At 45.8% G+C, this 15,496-nt stretch carries 17 protein-coding genes; all 17 read left to right on the plus strand.

Translation table 11 applies throughout. The features are described from left to right. Positions 1-17 precede the first annotated feature (17 nt). A complete protein-coding gene (locus tag Q9R36_RS15610; protein WP_311225495.1) occupies positions 18-1,679 on the plus strand; it encodes a GspE/PulE family protein in 1,662 nt (553 codons plus the stop codon). Between the two features lie 10 nt (positions 1,680-1,689). Next, positions 1,690-2,730 carry a type IV pilus twitching motility protein PilT gene (locus Q9R36_RS15615; RefSeq protein ID WP_009796081.1) on the plus strand — a complete coding sequence of 347 codons (1,041 nt, stop codon included), beginning with the start codon at positions 1,690-1,692 and terminating at the stop codon, positions 2,728-2,730. Position 2,731: 1 nt separating this feature from the next. Further along, entirely contained in the window at positions 2,732-3,937 is a 1,206-nt protein-coding gene (locus Q9R36_RS15620) for a type II secretion system F family protein (protein WP_311225496.1), read from the plus strand. 115 nt (positions 3,938-4,052) lie between these two features. Continuing rightward, positions 4,053-4,484, plus strand: a complete 432-nt coding sequence (locus tag Q9R36_RS15625; protein WP_311225497.1) for a prepilin-type N-terminal cleavage/methylation domain-containing protein — start codon at positions 4,053-4,055, stop codon at positions 4,482-4,484. 15 nt (positions 4,485-4,499) lie between these two features. Further along, the gene (locus Q9R36_RS15630; RefSeq protein ID WP_311225498.1) at positions 4,500-5,246 is read left to right on the plus strand and encodes a prepilin peptidase; all 747 of its coding nucleotides are present in this window, start codon (positions 4,500-4,502) and stop codon (positions 5,244-5,246) included. A gap of 15 nt (positions 5,247-5,261) precedes the next feature. Further along, complete coding sequence (pilM, locus tag Q9R36_RS15635; RefSeq protein WP_009796085.1) at positions 5,262-6,242, plus strand: type IV pilus biogenesis protein PilM; 981 nt, start codon at positions 5,262-5,264, stop codon at positions 6,240-6,242. A 3-nt stretch (positions 6,243-6,245) separates the two neighbouring features. Beyond that, positions 6,246-6,884, plus strand: a complete 639-nt coding sequence (locus tag Q9R36_RS15640) for a fimbrial assembly protein (protein ID WP_311225499.1) — start codon at positions 6,246-6,248, stop codon at positions 6,882-6,884. After that, positions 6,881-7,654 (plus strand): pilus assembly protein PilO, encoded by a 774-nt coding sequence (locus tag Q9R36_RS15645; RefSeq protein WP_311225500.1) that lies wholly within the window; start codon positions 6,881-6,883, stop codon positions 7,652-7,654. The genes Q9R36_RS15640 and Q9R36_RS15645 overlap by 4 nt, the downstream gene beginning before the upstream one ends. Before the next feature lie 26 nt (positions 7,655-7,680). Beyond that, positions 7,681-8,139 carry a type II secretion system protein gene (locus Q9R36_RS15650; RefSeq protein WP_022544235.1) on the plus strand — a complete coding sequence of 153 codons (459 nt, stop codon included), beginning with the start codon at positions 7,681-7,683 and terminating at the stop codon, positions 8,137-8,139. 110 nt (positions 8,140-8,249) lie between these two features. Beyond that, positions 8,250-9,365: a hypothetical protein gene (locus tag Q9R36_RS15655; RefSeq protein ID WP_009796089.1), complete on the plus strand. Its 1,116-nt coding sequence runs from the start codon at positions 8,250-8,252 to the stop codon at positions 9,363-9,365. Positions 9,366-9,542: 177 nt separating this feature from the next. After that, positions 9,543-10,118 (plus strand): Maf family protein, encoded by a 576-nt coding sequence (locus Q9R36_RS15660; protein WP_224951586.1) that lies wholly within the window; start codon positions 9,543-9,545, stop codon positions 10,116-10,118. Positions 10,119-10,187: 69 nt separating this feature from the next. Then, positions 10,188-10,859, plus strand: coding sequence for a RadC family protein (gene radC / locus Q9R36_RS15665; RefSeq protein WP_009796091.1), 672 nt, complete (start codon positions 10,188-10,190; stop codon positions 10,857-10,859). 158 nt (positions 10,860-11,017) lie between these two features. Further along, positions 11,018-12,037, plus strand: a complete 1,020-nt coding sequence (locus tag Q9R36_RS15670) for a rod shape-determining protein (RefSeq protein WP_009796092.1) — start codon at positions 11,018-11,020, stop codon at positions 12,035-12,037. Positions 12,038-12,123: 86 nt separating this feature from the next. Beyond that, positions 12,124-12,990, plus strand: coding sequence for a rod shape-determining protein MreC (gene mreC / locus Q9R36_RS15675; protein WP_311225501.1), 867 nt, complete (start codon positions 12,124-12,126; stop codon positions 12,988-12,990). Positions 12,991-12,993: 3 nt separating this feature from the next. Further along, entirely contained in the window at positions 12,994-13,518 is a 525-nt protein-coding gene (gene mreD, locus Q9R36_RS15680) for a rod shape-determining protein MreD (RefSeq protein ID WP_009796094.1), read from the plus strand. A 424-nt stretch (positions 13,519-13,942) separates the two neighbouring features. After that, positions 13,943-14,623: a septum site-determining protein MinC gene (minC, locus tag Q9R36_RS15685; protein WP_311225502.1), complete on the plus strand. Its 681-nt coding sequence runs from the start codon at positions 13,943-13,945 to the stop codon at positions 14,621-14,623. A gap of 1 nt (position 14,624) precedes the next feature. Further along, entirely contained in the window at positions 14,625-15,428 is an 804-nt protein-coding gene (minD, locus tag Q9R36_RS15690; protein WP_094766970.1) for a septum site-determining protein MinD, read from the plus strand. The last annotated feature ends 68 nt before the right edge of the window (positions 15,429-15,496 follow it).

Genomic DNA, 15,496 nt, shown 5'->3' on the forward strand with positions numbered 1-15,496 from the left:
GGAAAGGGGAATGGCCAATGAAACAGACCCGAAAGCGCTTAGGGGATTTGCTGGTAGAATCCGGTTTAATCACTGAAGAACAGCTTCAGCTTGCCCTGGCAGAAAAACATAGGGACCAGCGGCTTGGCGATGCCCTTCTTCAAAGAGGTTATATTACTGAACAGCAGCTGATTGAAGTACTGGAGTTCCAGCTGGGTATACCGCATGTCAGCCTCTTTAGGTATCCCTTTGACACAAAGCTGTTCAGTATTGTTTCTAAAGATATGGCCAAGCGGAATCTGATCCTTCCATTAAAAAAGGATGGAGAAAAACTGTATGTTGCCATGGCTGATCCCATGGATTTCTATACCATTGACGATCTTAGACTATCAACAGGTTTTCATATAGAAGCAGCAATTGCTACAAAGGATGATATTATCCGTGCCATCAATAAATACTATGATATGGATGAAGGCTTTGAAGAACTCCTGGATGCAGGGCAGGGATCGCGGGAAATTCAGGAAGAGAAGATTGTGGATGAAGATTCTCCCATAGTCCGGCTGGTCAATCAGATAATGGCAAATGCGGCTGCGGTAAAGGCCAGCGATGTACATATTGACCCACAGGAAACAAAGGTGGCCATAAGGTATAGGATTGACGGGGTACTCAGAACGGAACGGGTACTGCCAAAGCATATGCAAAGTGTCCTGACTGCCAGAATAAAAATAATGGCCAACCTTGATATTACCGAGCATCGCGTCCCTCAGGATGGCAGAATAAAGATGAATTTAGACTTTCATCCTATCGATCTGCGGATTTCGACACTTCCAACCGTTTATGGTGAAAAAATCGTTATGCGTTTGCTGGATTTGGGAAGTGCACTGAATGACCTTAACAAACTGGGATTCAATAAGGTAAATCTAAACCGTTTTACAGATATGATCGAGAAGCCGACTGGAATCGTCCTTATTACCGGTCCGACCGGTTCAGGGAAATCTTCCACTCTTTATGCTGCTTTAAACCGGCTCAACAGTGAAGAGGTTAATATCATCACAGTTGAAGATCCTGTTGAATATCAGCTGGAAGGAATCAACCAGATCCAGGTGAACTCAAACGTAGGAATGACCTTTGCCATGGGCCTGCGTGCGATCCTGCGTCAGGATCCGAATGTCATAATGGTCGGAGAAATAAGAGATAAAGAGACTGCGGAGGTGGCAATCAGGGCCTCGCTCACCGGACACCTTGTTCTTAGCACCCTCCACACGAATGATTCCCTTGGAAGCATAACAAGGCTCCTTGATATGGGGATTGAACCCTTTCTGGTGGCGTCCTCGCTCAGTGGGATTGTTGCCCAGAGGCTTGTCCGGAAAGTGTGCCGTGATTGTGCAGAAACCCAGGAGCCGACTAAAAGGGAGATAGAGATCTTTGCCAAGCGGGGCATGAAGATTGAAGTAATTGTCAGGGGACGGGGCTGCGCCTCCTGCAATATGACCGGCTACAAGGGCAGGATTGCGATCCACGAGGTGCTTGTTATCGACGATAGCATGCGGAGAGTGATCATGAATGGTGAGTCCTTTTCCAGGCTTAGGGAGCTGGCCCTTAAAAGTAAGACTATTTTTCTGATAGATGACGGGCTGCTTAAGGTAAAACAGGGAATCACCACAACAGAAGAAGTGCTTCGAGTGGCGATTCCTGATTAGGAGAACTGATATGACAGAAAAAGTGGACCTTCTGCTGAAAGCAGGCTTTGAGCTGAAAGCTTCAGATATTCATATAACAGTCGGCGTACCCCCCATTTTTCGCATCAATGGCGAGATGAAGAGATATGGAAAAGAATCCATGCTCCCTGCACATACAGAGGCAATGGCAAAAGAGATGATTCCTCCCCATATGTGGGAGAGATTCAAAGAAAAGGGAGAGCTTGATTTCTCGTATGGTGTGCAGGGTGTTTCCAGATTTCGCGTTAATGCCTATCATCAGCGTTCCTGCATTGCACTTGCAGTGAGGGTTGTGCCGACGAAAATTCCAGCCCTCGATGAACTGGATCTTCCGCCTGTCCTGAAAAAAGTGGCCGGCAAGCCACAAGGCCTCGTCCTTGTGACAGGGCCGACCGGAAGCGGCAAATCAACTACTCTGGCTTCGATGGTTGATTTTATGAACAAGACGATGAGAAAACATGTTATTACGTTAGAGGATCCAATCGAGTACCTCCATAAACATGGCAACTGCATCATCGACCAGCGTGAAGTCGGCCTGGATACCAGCAATTTTGCCAATGGACTTCGGGCTGCATTGCGCCAGGATCCCGATGTGATCATGGTCGGGGAGATGAGGGATTTGGAAACGATACAAACGGCAATCACTGCGGCGGAAACCGGACATCTTGTCCTCGGTACTCTTCATACTTCGAGTGCACCTGCCACGATCAACCGGATTATCGATGTTTTCCCGCCTTCCCAGCAGGCACAGATCAGAATCCAGCTTGCCTCTGTTCTCGTCTCCATCGTTTCGCAGCGGTTATTTCCGCTGGCAGATAACAGAGGCAGGAAAGCGGCGACAGAAATATTAATTAATAATTCAGCCGTAGCAAACCTCATCCGCAATGAAAAAGTACACCAGATTACCAGTATCATGCAGACCTCAAAAGCTCATGGCATGCATACACTGGACACGAGCATCAAGGAACTTGTCCAGACAGGCCAGGTTTCGAAAGAGGCAGCAATGCCTTATCTTTTGGAAAAGGTGAATTGAAATGGCTCGGTATAAATACAGCGGCCGCGACTTAAAAGGGAAGAAGTCAGGGATTGTAACAGCTGCTTCAAAGAGGGAAGCGATGCTTCAGTTGAAAGAATCAGGTATCAGGATTCTCGATCTTAATGAAATACCTGAAACATTGCTGACTAAAGAGATATCAATCGGCAATCCGGTTAAGCTCCAGGACTTTGTCATTTATTTAAGACAATTCGCCACTTTACTTAGGGCAGGAGTCACGGTCGTGGATGCAACCGGCATACTCTCTCAGCAAACAGAAAGCAAGGCACTCAAAAAAGCGCTTGCTGCTGTCGAGCAGGATTTAAGAGAGGGGAATTCTTTATCTGATGCCGCTGCAAAGCACAAAAAGGTTTTCACCAGTATGTTTGTCAATATGATTAAAGCAGGCGAAGCAGGCGGAAACATGGATGATACCCTGGAGAGGCTGGCAGTTCATTATGAAAAGCAGCATTTTACAAAGCAGAAGATCATATCCGCCCTTGCCTATCCTATTGCAGTCGGCATTATAGCAGTTGCAGTTGTCATATTTCTGCTAGTAAGTGTTGTCCCGACGTTTGTGGAGATGTTCCAGGACTTTGGGGGAGAACTGCCGGCCATCACGCAATTCGTTCTCAATTCCAGCGAATTTATGCAGAAATACTGGTGGCTAGTCATACTAATGTTTGTGTGGGTCTTTATTGGGGTTTCGGTTATCAGGAATAACAAGAATACGAAATACTATTTTGATTATTTCCTGCTCAGGCTCCCTATCTTCGGCAAAATGCTCCAGAAGGCTGCATTGGCCAGGATGACCAGAACACTCAGTTCGCTTTTTGCAAGCTCGGTCCCTATCCTCCAGGCTTTGAGTATTGTTGAGAACATAGTCGAAAATGAAGTGGTGGCAAAGGTCCTTCAAAAATCCCGGACATCCCTGGAACAAGGGAAATCCCTTACAGAACCGATGCGCAAACATTGGGTCTTCCCGCCGCTGGTCTCACAGATGATCGCTATCGGTGAAGAATCCGGATCACTTGACGAAATGCTTTCAAAGGTTGCAGATTTCTATGAAAAAGAAGTAGAGAGCACCACCGACCGCCTAAAATCATTGATAGAACCGCTTATGATTGTTTTTTTAGCTGGTATTGTCGGAACAATTGTAACGTCCATCATGGTGCCGATGTTTGAAATATTCAACCATGTCGGCTGACAACAAAATTTTGCAAGAAATTAACATTTTCAACTTTTGTTATTTGCAGAATCTAGTATAATAGGATTAACCTACTAAAGTAATAGGCAAAAACTCATATGAGAGGGAGTATAAAATGTTTAAAAAAATGGCTCAAAAACTCAAAAATGAAAAAGGTTTGACACTGATCGAGTTATTGGCAGTTATTGTTATTTTGGGGATTATTGCGGCGATTGCGATTCCTAGTATTGGCGGTATTATCCAGAAGTCTAAGGAAGATGCAGTAAAGGCGGATGCAATAGCTGTATTGAATGCAGCTAAGGTATATGTGGCAGCAAATCCGTTGGATGATACAGGAAAATCTACTATTACAAAAGGACAATTAGATGAGTATGTAGAAAATGTAGGATTAACTAGTTATACAGTAACTTATGAAGATAAAAAGTATACATTGAAAGGTGAAGGGAAAGCAGGAAAGATCAATATCAGTTTTAATGGAGCTACAATCGACGAAATCAATAAAGCAGCAAAAGGTGCTGAGACAATCCCACCTGCTAAGCAGCCTTAATAGGGAGAGGCTGAGTTGTATTTTGTTATTATTCTTTTCTACGGACTCCTCCTAGGCTCCTTCTACAACGTAGTCGGCCTGAGGATTCCGTTGAAGCAGTCGATAGTCAAGCCAAGATCTCATTGTCCTTATTGCCAGCATACTTTAAGGCCGTTTGAGCTCATACCGGTTGTTTCTTATCTGCTGCAGGGAGGGAAATGCCGGCGCTGCAAGGCGCCGGTTTCTCCTCTATACCCTGCTGTTGAATTATCTACCGGATTATTATTTGTGCTCGCCCCGTTAATGATGGGCTGGACATTTGAACTGGCCATCGCATGGACGCTGATTTCTCTTTTGGTCATCGTGTTTGTGTCAGATATTAAATATATGATTATTCCCGACAAAGTCCTGCTTGTGTTTGCAGTGATTTTTTTATTGGAGCGGATATTTATCCCCTTATCTCCGTGGTGGGATTCTGCAGCCGGGGCTGCGGCAGGATTTTTCCTGCTTCTGTTCATAGCCGTGGTCAGCAAGGGTGGCATGGGAGGGGGAGACATCAAGCTGTTTGCAGTAATAGGTTTGGCTTTAGGCACAAAGTTAGTCTTGTTAACATTTTTCCTTGCAACTCTCTTCGGTGCTTTCTTTGGGATTGCCGGTTTGCTTGCTGGAAAAATTGAAAAGGGCAAGCCTATTCCATTTGGTCCATACATAGCTTTAGGCTGCCTGACTGCTTATTTTATGGGAGATAAGCTGCTAAACTGGTATCTTTATTCATTCATGTAAGGAGTTAAGTTATTTATGGCACCTCTTATATCGTTCGGCAAAAATCGAGTGATCAACATAACGGTCAAGGACCATGTTGTCCGGATGGCTGAATTAAAAAACAATAAAGAACCTCATGTCCTGCGGTCAGAAGAGCGATATTTGCCGAACGGTATAATAAGAGAAGGCAAAATTCAGGATGCGGAAACCTTGACAGCCATTTTGGAGGAATGTGTTTCAGAGTGGAAAATCAAGGGTAAGGAGATTGCATTTTTGGTGCCGGATCCTGTGATCATTATCAGAAAACTGAGCATCCCGCAAGATGTATCTGCCGAAGAAATCAAGGGCTATCTTTATATGGAGCTTGGAACATCCATACATCTGCCCTTTGAAGACCCGGTTTTTGATTACACAATATTAGAAACAGGCGAAAGTGGAATGAAAGAAATCCTGCTTTTTGCTGCTCCTGAAGAAATCGTTCATGAATATGTTTCTGTTTTCGAGGAAGCCAGGCTGAAGCCTGTTCTTGCGGATATATCATGCCTTGCGCTGTATCGACTTTATTATGAATTGGATCTGATAGGTTCAGAGGAAAACCTGATGATGGTTCAAGCAGACATCCAGCAGATTAATGTTAGTATCTTTGAAAATCATAAGCCGGTATTTATGCGGCATCTGCTGATGGATATTGACAGCGGCAAGTGGGAGCTGGAACCTGGGAATCAACTGGCATACCTTGGTGATAAAGAGGAAATTATCAGTCCCTTGGAGGATATTTATAAAGAGCTTGATCGGGTTATGAGCTTTTACCGGTACTCTCTTTATCAGGGGAACAGACAGATTACAAAAATATTGGTAGATGGTGATCATCCTTTGCTGGAGGAAATTCAATCCGCCCTGAACAGCCGGCTGGATGCACCGGTTGTATTATTATCCGAAACGGCTGAATTTAGGGAGAAACCATCTTATCTCCCTCAGTTCAACCTTAACGTCGGCCTAGGCTTAAAAGAGGTGTAGAACATGCTTGTCGATATTAACCTGCTCCCCAAAAAAGAAAAGAGAAGCCGGGCGGTCTACATCTATTCTGGAGCTCTGCTGCTTTTACTGGCAGTAACAGCTGCTGTACTTTTTCTCTATACAGGAAGCAAAAAAGATGAAATCAGTAAGGTAGAAAAGCAGATTGCCCAGACAAATGCCATTTTGGAAATCCAAAATGCAAAGCTGATTGAATTTGAAGCATCCAATGCTGCCGGACAGCTGACAGAGGCAATCACTTGGGCAGAAAAACAGCCCTTCAGTATGGTCTATGTCCTTCAGGAAATTACAAAAATACTTCCTGACAGAGGCTATATCGCTGAATTTGAGATGGATGAGGACAACTTAATCAAATTAGCTGTCCAGTTTGATACAAAGAGCCAGGCAGCCTATTATCTTAACTCTCTGCTGACATTAGGCTGGCTCGACGAAGCGGTCCTCAAGGAAGCCAAGACTGCTGAAGCCATCAATGAGGCAGTGGAAGGGGATTCTGAAGTGTCGGCCGTTGATCTTGGCTACCTTCCCAGGTATTATGCAGTCTATGAATTCAAAATCAATCCGGAACTGCTTAAGGCCGAATGGAAGGCAAAGGAAAAAGATAGTGAAGGAGGGACAGCACCTTGAACCTTCAATTATCAAAAAAAAACCTAATTATATTGACAGCTGGATTGCTTTTAGCTATAGGACTTACAGCTGGTAGTTATTATATATTTGTATTGCCGCTGCATGATCAGCTTTCGAGGAAGCAAAATGAGCTCCAAATGGCAAATCAGCAATTAACAATTGTGGAGAGTAATCTGACACAGACAAATGAAAAAACAATTTTAACTACTATGGAACTGCAAAAGCAAGTTCCTGTAAAGAGGCTGCTTGATCAGCTGCTGCTGGACATCGAAAAAGCTGAGGTGATCTCAGATTCCAATATACTGGAATTGAGACTGGACGGTACTGATGAAGACGAAGAGGTTGACCTGCTGGAAACAGCAGCGGCAGAAGAACCGGTAGGAGAAGGAGAAGAGGCAGAATCTCCAGAGGCTGTTGATGGCGAGGGACAGCTCCCTAATGGTATCCGGCAAATCACACTCTCCCTCGGCGGAGAAGCAGAAACATATTTTGAACTGGAGCGGTTTATTGAAAGTCTGGAATCTTTAAAAAGGATTGTTAAAGTAGAGGCGTTTAGCTTCACCGGCCTTAATGAAATCTACTCGGTAGAACAGGAAACTGAAAAAGTAGAATTTGAGTTATCTCTTGCAGCCTATTATTACCCTTCGCTTGAAGAACTGCAAAAAGAACTGCCGCCGCTTGATGTTCCGGCTGTATCCAATAAGCAAAATCCACTGAGCGGATTTTCCGACCAGGAGGAGATTGAAGGGGAAGAAGATACTCAGCCTTAATCTAGTATACAGAAACGGGGTCTAGTATGAAGAAGAGCTTTGCTAGACTAAATGAAAATGGATTGACATTAATAGAGTTGCTGGCTGTCATAGTGATATTAGGCATTGTTGCCGCAATCGCAACTGTCTCCATATTAAATGTAATCCAGAAATCAAGAGATAAAGCCTTTGTCGGCAATGCCTATGCGCTGAATGAAGCAGCGGGCTATTTTGTGAAGCGCGAAGTGACCAGTGGCAATACACTCGCTCAGCGGATTACTTTCAATATGGTTTCCGAAGCCGGCTTCATGGAAGCTTTTAAGGATCCCTATACCGGCAATTATGTTGAACCCTCAGACGCCAGCTTTGTAGAAATAGAGGGGGAGCATATCAGGACGGTATGCCTGTACGGCGAAAACCGCAATCTTTGCTCTTACCAGGGGGTTTCAGGCAAACCGATTCCGGTACATGAACTGTCAGTGGATATGATTGTGAAAGACAACTAAAAAATTTGACGAAAGCATCCTATAACAAGACGACAAAAGTCTTGTTATTTTTTTTAAACCCTGTGTTAGGATGAAGGCAAATCCAGCAATCGACACGGGGAGGACAAGCTGTGGAAAACCAAGGGAATGGACGGACCATTACGATCAAGCTGAATGGCAAGGATCGGGAAGCCGTGCATATGAAAGACAAAACGGCCCAAAAGGAAAGAGATCCTGCAGAAGAAGTCCAGCACTTAGAGAATGTGGAAGAAGAGTCTGCAGAGGGGAAGGTTCTATCAGCAAACGAGGACCTGGCTGAATTGGAGGCAGCTCCTGCCAGGGAAGCGGCAGATGATGAGTTTGACTGGATTCTCCCTGAAATCATGGAGGAGGATCCAGAACCGAAGGAATACAAGGTTGCCGCAAAGACAGAAAAAGGAAGCGGGAAGAAAAGCAGTATATTCAGCTCACCGGGGAAGCCTTCCAATCAGAAAGCGCTGGTCCGTTCAGTTGTCATTTCTGTATTCTTTGCTGTCCTGTTCGGGACAAGCCTTGGTTTTTTAATGCTGAAGATGGTAATACATGATGGAAGTGCTGAGGAGCCTGAAGGAGCTGTGCAGACAGCAGCAGGCAATGCCAGCGGCACCAATCAGGAAAGCTCAGCGGGAAACGGAACATTGGCCCTTGAGCCTCTTACAGTTTTTGTTGTTCAGGGCGGTGTCTTTTCAACGAAGGATGCGGCTGAAAAGATTCAAACCACGATTTTTGAAAAAGGAGCCCCGGCACAGCTGATGGAGATGGAAGGAAAATCTTATCTGTTCCTTGGAGCTGCAGGGTCGCTGGAAGATGCGAAACAGCTTGGAACAGATTATAAGAGCAAGGGCATTGATACATTTGCCAAGGAACTGGCTGCTGGTGGAAAAACTGTGGAGAAGCTGCAGGAGGAAGATGAAAAATTCCTGCAAGCGGCCCCGGGGATATATTCGGCAATGGCTGCAGGAATTGGGGCTGCTTCACCTGGAGCTGCGATTCCGGAAGAAGCATTAAAGCAGGCGGCCGATGTATCAGTACAGCTTGCAGGATTTGATGGAGCAAAGCTTTCTGCGGATCGTGTGGGGGTCATGCAGAAGGAGCTTTCAGAAGCAGCGGAACTGATCGCCAGCTATCAGAAAAACCCGGATGAAAAAGGCTATTACGCAATTCAGCAGCATCTGCTGTCATTCATTGCAGCGTACACTGCACTTTAATAAAAGGGTGAATATTTTCCAGGAAATATCGCACATTATAGGGGGCTGTCGGACTTCATTCGACAAGCTCCCATTTTTTTTGACAAAACTCTTTTAAAAATTGTTAGAACCTATAAATTTTGGTACGATTAGTTTGTATCTCCCAAAATGATACAAGTAAAGGATAGGGTGATTTTTTTGCAGAACCTCATATTAGCCTCTTCTTCTCCACGGCGAAAAGAACTTCTTGAAAATCTTCAGCTGAAATTTGAAGTCTCCAGCAGTGATGTGGACGAAACATTCGAACCGGGAATGCTTCCCGAAAATGTGGTCATGGAGCTTGCGGCCAGGAAAGCGGAGTCTGTCGCCCGGAAAAATCCAGCTGCGTTTGTCATTGGTTCGGACACGATTGTCTTTGCAGACGGTCTTATTCTAGGGAAGCCGGATGGGCGCAGAGATGCATACGATATGCTGACTCGTTTGTCCGGCAGAGTCCATTCGGTTTATACCGGAGTATCAATTATTACTCCGCAAAAAAGCAAAGTTAAATTTTACGAAAAAACGGATGTGGAATTTTGGGAGCTGACAGATGACGAAAAGTCGGCATATATCGAAAGCGGCGAGCCCTTCGACAAGGCCGGATCTTATGGAATCCAGGGTCTTGGTGCAACGCTTGTGAAGCGGATTGATGGTGATTATTTCGCAGTCGTCGGGCTTCCGCTTTCAAGAACAGCAAGAGAATTGAAAAAGGCGGGATTCACTCTGCCTTTTTAAATACTGTACGATCATCTGCCTCCCTTTCCCGCCGGCAAGGGAGGAACCATATTGAAAACTGAATCATTGATGATACGTGATTTTCCGCAGGATGAGAGGCCGCGCGAACGCTTTATCCAGAATGGCCCGGAAAGCCTGTCCAATCATGAGCTTCTTGCTCTTATGCTCAGGACCGGGACTAAAGAGGAGTCTGTGCTCCAGCTGTCAAACAGGCTTCTTACCCATTTTGAAGGCCTCCGCCTCCTGAAGGATGCGACGCTTGATGAGATGACCAGCATTAAAGGGATCGGCATGGCCAAGGCCATTCAGGTACTGGCCGCGGTCGAGATAGGGAGGCGAATTTCCAGCCTTTCCTATGATGACCGCTTTGTGATCCGTTCACCTGAGGACGGCGCCAAATATGTCATGAATGACATGCGCTTCCTTTCGCAGGAGCATTTTGTCTGCCTTTACTTGAACACAAAGAATCAGGTGCTCCATAAGCAGACGATTTTCATCGGCAGCCTGAATGCTTCAATCGTTCATCCCAGGGAGGTTTTCAAGGAGGCCTTCAGAAGGTCGGCTGCGTCTATCATCTGCATCCATAACCATCCTTCTGGCGACCCTGCTCCGAGCAGGGAGGATATCGAAGTCACGAAGAGGCTGGCGGAGTGCGGGAAAATCATCGGCATTGATGTGCTCGATCATTTGATCATCGGGGAAAACAAATATGTCAGCTTAAAGGAAAAAGGTTATTTATAACACTATGATTTTACCGATTGTTAGGATATAATATAATTTATGATTTTTTAGACTAGAATAAGTCTGCCAACTGCTAACCAGGCTGCTTTTTCAGCCTTCTTCGAATATAAAAATCACCTTAAAAAATTGCATTTCGTATCAGAAAGGGAGATACAGCTATGTTTGGAATCGGAACACGGGATCTTGGAATCGACTTGGGGACTGCCAATACACTCGTTTATGTAAAAGGAAAAGGAATCGCTGTAAGGGAGCCATCTGTGGTTGCCATGCAGACGGATACTAAAAGCATTGTCGCTGTCGGCAACGATGCGAAGAATATGATCGGCCGTACGCCGGGCAATGTAGTGGCGATGCGTCCTATGAAGGACGGCGTTATCGCTGATTATGAAACAACGGCTACCATGATGAAATATTATATAAGACAGGCTGTCAAAAAGGGCTTCTTTGCCGGCAAGCCGTATGTAATGGTATGTGTGCCTTCAGGCATCACCGCTGTAGAACAGCGTGCTGTCATTGATGCAACACGCCAGGCTGGTGCCCGCGATGCTTACCCGATTGAAGAGCCGTTTGCTGCTGCAATAGGTGCAAATCTTCCTGTTTGGGAGCCGACAGGCAGCATGGTTGTCGACATCGGCGGCGGGACGACTGAAGTGGCCATCATTTCACTTGGCGGCATTGTTACGAGCCAGTCAATCCGCATTGCGGGAGATGAAATGGATGATGCAATCATTAATTATATCCGCAAAACTTATAACCTGATGATCGGCGACCGGACAGCTGAAAGCATTAAAATGGAGATCGGCTCCGCCGGTGAGCCTGAAGGCATTGAAAATATGGAAATCCGTGGCCGCGATCTTTTGACAGGACTGCCAAAAACGATAGAAATTACAGCTGAGGAAATTGCCGCTGCCCTTCGTGATACTGTCTATAGCATTGTGGATGCCGTAAAGGTCACCCTGGAAAAAACGCCGCCTGAACTGGCTGCTGATATCATGGACCGGGGGATTGTGCTGACTGGCGGAGGAGCGCTTCTCCGCAATTTGGACAAGGTAATTGCAGAGGAAACAAAAATGCCTGTGCTGATCGCCGAAAATCCGCTTGACTGTGTGGCAATCGGAACAGGGAAGGCGCTCGACCATATTCACTTATTCAAAAACAAATCCAAAGATTCTTATTAATAACAAAAAGGGCGGCTCCGGGCATGAAGCAGTCATTCGCTTTTATCCTGGAGTCTCTTCTTTTTAAAGAAATAGAGGTGTGAACCATGCCACAGTTTTTCCTGAATAAACGCCTGATCATCCTGCTTGTCAGTATCATTATTCTGGTGGCATTAATCGGATTTTCCCTGAAAGAAAGGGAAAAGCTTTCATGGGCAGAGCAATTTGTGAAAGATACAGCGAGCTGGGCGCAGACCATCGTTTCCCGGCCGGCAAGCTATGTTGCCGGATTCTTCGAAAATGTGAAAGACTTGCAGAATACATATGAAGAAAACAAGGAATTGAAGGGCCGGCTTGATCAGCTTGCCATGCTTGAGGCCGATGTGCAGCGCCTGAAGGATGAAAATGAAAAGCTGCAGACAATACTTGATAAAAAAGGTGATTTAAGCAAATATGAGCCCATCCAGGCAACTGTGATTGCGAGGAATCCTGACCGCTGGGAAGAGACGCTGATTATCAATAAAGGTGAAAAAGATGGCTTGAAGAAAGATATGGCTGTTATAACAGCCGGCGGCTTAATCGGGAAAGTGAAAAATACGAGCAATCTTTCCGCCAGTGTTCAGCTCCTTAGCAGCACCGATCCAGCCAACCGGATTTCAGCCGTTATCAATGAAAAGATTTATGGGACTATTGAAGGCTATGATACAAAGAAAAAGCTTCTTTTGCTAAAGCGGATTCCATATGACGCAAAAATTAAAAAAGGGGAAATCGTCACAACCTCAGGACTTGGCGGCGTATTTCCATCCGGATTGCCTGTTGGGGTCGTGGAAGAGGTCGTTCCCGATGAGTTCGGCTTGAACCAGACTGCATATGTAAAGACTGGAGCAGACTTTTATGATATAGAGCATGTTATGGTCGCAAAGCTATCAATGGAGAAGCCAGACCTGGACAAGTTGGAAGAAGAGGAGGAATAGAGAATGAAACGGTTTCTTCTTCCTCTTCTCGTTTTATTTTTTTTCGTCCTGGACAGCGTTTTTGTCCAGCTGCTGTCTGCAGAATTGTATAACAGCAAACGGATCATGGTCCCGCATTTCCTGGCGGTCATTATCATTTTCCTGACCATCTACGGCAGTAAAAAACATGGAATTATCTATGGACTGATTTTCGGCCTGCTGTTTGATATTGTGTATACAGATATCATCGGCATCTATTTATTCATGCTGCCGCTGCTGGCCTATATTGCGTCCAAAATCATCCGGATCCTGCATACCAATCTTGCAGTGGTCGCCCTTATCACTCTGTTTGAACTGGCGCTTCTGGAACTGGGTGTGTACGAGATGAATTTCCTGATTCACCGCACAAACATGGAGTTTTCAGTGTTCCTGCAGCAGAGGCTGCTGCCGACGCTTGTGCTGAATCTCGCTTTCATTGTTGTGGTATCCTTTCCTTTTAAGAAGTTTTTCGAAAAGTTTGCACGCGAGCTTGATGAATACGGCCAGTGATATTGAAAAAGCTTGAGGGCAGCCGATAAAAATATTGTGGCAGCATGTAAAACTGCACAGGCGAAAAAAGGATTTTGTGAGCTTATGTCGAATTGTATTATGTGGAGCTGCAAAAAAGGCATACATTGATTCTATGTATGGTGTACGGCTCGTATCCTTTGCAGAGGCAGCACAGCTGTTCTGAAGGGTTGGAAAGCCGGTCAGCCGGCTGTAAGGACTTGGCAGATGCCAGGTTTTTCTTATCAGGATAAGAAAGTTTATATTTTTTTAATTTGATCACTGTCTAGCCACAGCGCCTGCCCCCTCGAGGTCAGAAGCCAATCCTTCCACAAAGGCAAAGAACGCCTTTCCGGGAGGATCGCCTTCTGCTTTTAGGGGGTGACCAAAGCGCTTGCGCTTTTCTTATTGAGGTGAACATCTTGCAATGAAGAAAACTCAGAATGTGACAATAAAAGGGACAAAGGACGGCCTGACTCTTCATCTGGACGACTCCTGTTCCTATGAGGAACTGAAAAAGGAGCTTGATAGAAAGCTCTCCGAAAGCGCGAGAACCAATGTAGACCTTCCGCTTATGTCTGTAAGGGTTCAGGCAGGAAACCGCTATCTTACCGCTGATCAGGAGGAAGAGCTGAAGGATTTGATCAGGTCAAAGAAGAACTTTGTTGTTGATTCTGTCAGCTCAAATGTTCTGACTAAGGAAGAGGCGGAGAGGGAAAAGAAAGAAAATGAGATTATGTCGGTGGCAAAAATCATCCGCTCAGGGCAGGTCCTTGAAGTTCCTGGCGACCTGCTCCTGATTGGGGATGTGAATCCCGGCGGCACTGTCATGGCGGGAGGAAGCATTTTTATCATGGGCAGCTTAAAGGGAATTGCCCATGCCGGCTGCTACGGAAACAAGCAGGCAGTCATAGCGGCAAGCATGATGAGGCCTTCCCAGCTAAGGATCAGCGACTGCATCAACCGGGCGCCTGATCACAGCAAGGATGAGGACATGAGGGAAATGGAATGTGCCTACATAGATGAAAATGAACAAATGATAGTTGATAGATTGCAGGTTTTAATGCATCTCAGACCAAACTTAACGAGATTGGAAGGGGGACACTAGTGTGGGAGAAGCTATTGTAATTACTTCAGGCAAAGGCGGTGTCGGCAAAACGACTACATCCGCCAACATCGGAACAGCTTTGGCTTTGCAGGGGAAGCGGGTCTGCCTTATCGATACAGATATCGGCCTGCGCAACCTGGACGTGGTGATGGGGCTTGAAAACCGCATCATCTATGATCTGGTGGATGTCATTGAAGGCCGCTGCAAGGTCCATCAGGCTCTTGTGAAGGACAAGCGCTTTGAAGATCTTCTTTATTTGCTTCCTGCTGCCCAGACAAGTGATAAAACCGCTGTAAATCCTGAACAGATGAAAAAGCTGGTAGAAGAGCTGAAGCAGGACTATGATTATATCATTATCGATTGTCCGGCAGGGATCGAACAAGGCTACAAGAATGCCGTTGCCGGAGCAGACAAGGCGATTGTCGTCACGACTCCCGAGGTCTCAGCCGTCCGTGATGCCGACAGGATCATCGGCCTGCTCGAAAAGGAAGAGAATGTCGAAGCGCCCAAACTTGTCATCAACAGGATCCGCAGCCATATGATGAAAAATGGCGATATGCTGGATGTCGATGAAATCACGGCCCATCTATCCATCGACCTGATCGGGATCGTGGCAGATGACGACGAAGTCATCAAAGCATCCAACCACGGCGAACCGATCGCACTCAACCCGAACAGCAAAGCATCCGTCGCCTACCGCAACATCGCCCGCCGCATCCTCGGCGAAGCCGTTCCGCTCCAGCAGCTCGAACAAGAAAACACAGGCATGTTCACCAAACTGAAAAGATTCTTTGGTGTAAAATAGGAGTATCAAAGTTATTAAGGGCTTTAAATTGAGAAATTCTATCTGCTTTGAGATCTTATGATTTAGCA

It is taken from the genome of Bacillus sp. AG4(2022), from assembly GCF_031844465.1.
In the GTDB taxonomy this organism is placed as follows: Bacteria; Bacillota; Bacilli; order Bacillales; family Cytobacillaceae; genus Bacillus_AB; species Bacillus_AB infantis.

Excerpts from the sequence above, each read along its gene's own strand:
- Q9R36_RS15610 (WP_311225495.1), top strand. The coding sequence starts at position 18 with ATGAAACAGACCCGAAAGCGCTTAGGGGATTTGCTGGTAGAATCCGGT.
- Q9R36_RS15615 (WP_009796081.1), top strand. The coding sequence starts at position 1,690 with ATGACAGAAAAAGTGGACCTTCTGCTGAAAGCAGGCTTTGAGCTGAAA.
- Q9R36_RS15620 (WP_311225496.1), top strand. The coding sequence starts at position 2,732 with ATGGCTCGGTATAAATACAGCGGCCGCGACTTAAAAGGGAAGAAGTCA.
- Q9R36_RS15625 (WP_311225497.1), top strand. The coding sequence starts at position 4,053 with ATGTTTAAAAAAATGGCTCAAAAACTCAAAAATGAAAAAGGTTTGACA.
- pilM (WP_009796085.1), top strand. The coding sequence starts at position 5,262 with ATGGCACCTCTTATATCGTTCGGCAAAAATCGAGTGATCAACATAACG.
- Q9R36_RS15640 (WP_311225499.1), top strand. The coding sequence starts at position 6,246 with ATGCTTGTCGATATTAACCTGCTCCCCAAAAAAGAAAAGAGAAGCCGG.
- Q9R36_RS15650 (WP_022544235.1), top strand. The coding sequence starts at position 7,681 with ATGAAGAAGAGCTTTGCTAGACTAAATGAAAATGGATTGACATTAATA.
- radC (WP_009796091.1), top strand. The coding sequence starts at position 10,188 with ATGATACGTGATTTTCCGCAGGATGAGAGGCCGCGCGAACGCTTTATC.
- Q9R36_RS15670 (WP_009796092.1), top strand. The coding sequence starts at position 11,018 with ATGTTTGGAATCGGAACACGGGATCTTGGAATCGACTTGGGGACTGCC.
- mreC (WP_311225501.1), top strand. The coding sequence starts at position 12,124 with ATGCCACAGTTTTTCCTGAATAAACGCCTGATCATCCTGCTTGTCAGT.
- mreD (WP_009796094.1), top strand. The coding sequence starts at position 12,994 with ATGAAACGGTTTCTTCTTCCTCTTCTCGTTTTATTTTTTTTCGTCCTG.
- minC (WP_311225502.1), top strand. The coding sequence starts at position 13,943 with ATGAAGAAAACTCAGAATGTGACAATAAAAGGGACAAAGGACGGCCTG.